General features: G+C 67.7%; 1 protein-coding gene and 1 pseudogene. Both read right to left on the reverse strand.

What is annotated here, in order from left to right; all coding sequences use genetic code 11:
* On the reverse strand, positions 1 to 975 hold a 975-nt coding region (locus FNQ90_RS21910; RefSeq protein ID WP_182607929.1), incomplete at its 3' end, for a TerC family protein.
* 413 nt (positions 976 to 1,388) lie between these two features.
* Positions 1,389 to 1,787, reverse strand: a pseudogene (locus FNQ90_RS21915) (hypothetical protein); the annotation flags it as partial.

Below are 1,787 nucleotides of genomic sequence, written 5' to 3' on the forward strand. Positions count from 1 at the left end.
GGCCCCCTCACCCGGGCCGTCGCCGCCCGGGCCGTCGATCACGCCCCGCCCCCGGGTGGCCCGCAGCGACCACGCGATCGAGATCCCGAGGGTGAGGACGATGACCCCGAGCGTCAGCGGAATGGGCAGCTTGCCCACCGGGGTCTCGGAGAGGATCAGCTTCACCCCGGCGAACGCCAGCACCACCGCCAGCCCGTAGTGCAGGTACTCGAAACGCCGCAGCAGCCCGGCCAGGCAGAAGTACAGACTGCGCAGTCCCAGGATCGCGAAGGCGTTGGCCGTCCAGACCAGGAAGGTGTGGGTGGTGATCGCCAGCACCGCGCCCACCGAGTCCACCGCGAAGACCAGGTCGCTCGCCTCGACCGCGATCAACGCGACGAACAGCAGGGTCGCCGTCCGACGACCGTTCAACCGCACGAAGAACCGGGCCCCGTGGTACCGGGGGTCGGTGGGAATGATCCGACGCACGATCCGCACCACCGGGTTGCGCTCCGGGTGCACCTCCTCGTCCTTGGAGACGAGCATCTTCCACGCCGTCCACACCAGGAAGCCACCCAGCAGGTAGGCGGTCCAGAAGAAGGTGTTCAGCAGCTCGGCGCCGAGGAAGATGAAGACGAACCGCGCCACCAGGGCGCCCACCACACCCCAGAACAGCACCTTGTGCTGGTACCCGGCGGGCACGGCGAAGAAGGTGAAGATCAGCGCGAAGACGAAGATGTTGTCCACCGACAACGCCTTCTCCAACAGGTAGCCGGCGTAGTAGGTGCCGGCGACCTCGCCGCCCTGCCACGCCCACAGCACCAGCCCGAAGGCCAGGCCGACCGCGATCCATATACAACTCCAGATCACGGCCTCACGGAACTCGATCACATGGTTGTCGCGGTGCATGAAGAGGTCGATGGCGAGCATCACGGCGATGGCCCCGCTCACGGCCACCCACACCCACAGGGGCACGGCGAAGGAGAGTTCCTCCATCGGAAGCGGTCGTCCTCTCTTCCGTTGTCGTCCGGCACGGGTGGCGGATCATCACGCCACGAGGCCCCCCGGCCGCCCGGACGGCGCCCGTCGTTCCGCCGTTACCCGGATATCGGCGGGCCACTCTTCCCGGATATGAGCCGAAGGACAGGCAAGGGTCTCTTCCCGGCCATGATCCGCCAGGGTTTTCCTACCCTGTGTCACTACCCGTACTTCATGGGAGTATTGACGGAAAAACGTCCTGCCGACTCCGCGATCGGGAAGGGGACCGGAGGTCCCTCGCGCCTCGAAAGGTGTCCCCGTCCGTCAACTCCGCCGGGAACTCCCATTCCCACTCGGCCCGCGCCGGAACCACCACCGACCCCGCCCGCGAGGTCGGATGAAGCTCGCCGAGGCGCCGACCGCGTCCGGGCTCACCCCCACGCCGCCATCATGGTCGTCACGAACAGCATCCAACTCATCGTCATCATCGTCATCCCCTGTCCGACGGCGTCGACCTCCCGCCCCGGCCGCAGCTCGGGGTGGCGCCACATCTCCTCCACCGCGAGGGCTCGCGCACGCATCGCCCTGGCACGACGCGGCACCCGATCCTCCACCGCCCCGCCGACCGGCAAAGGGTATTCCCGCCCCTCCGATGCCTCCACACACAGAACGCCGGTGTCCCGATGGCGCATCATCCGAATGTCCTCCCAGGGAATCGGGAAAGTTCGCAACGGGCGGATCACCCACACTCCCCGCCGGTCGGCGATCACCCGCCGCATGGTGGAAAGGGCGAGGAAGAGCAGCACCCCACACCCGCCCAGATGGAGAAC

It is taken from the genome of Streptomyces alkaliphilus, from assembly GCF_014141535.1.
Taxonomy (GTDB): Bacteria; Actinomycetota; Actinomycetes; order Streptomycetales; family Streptomycetaceae; genus Streptomyces; species Streptomyces alkaliphilus.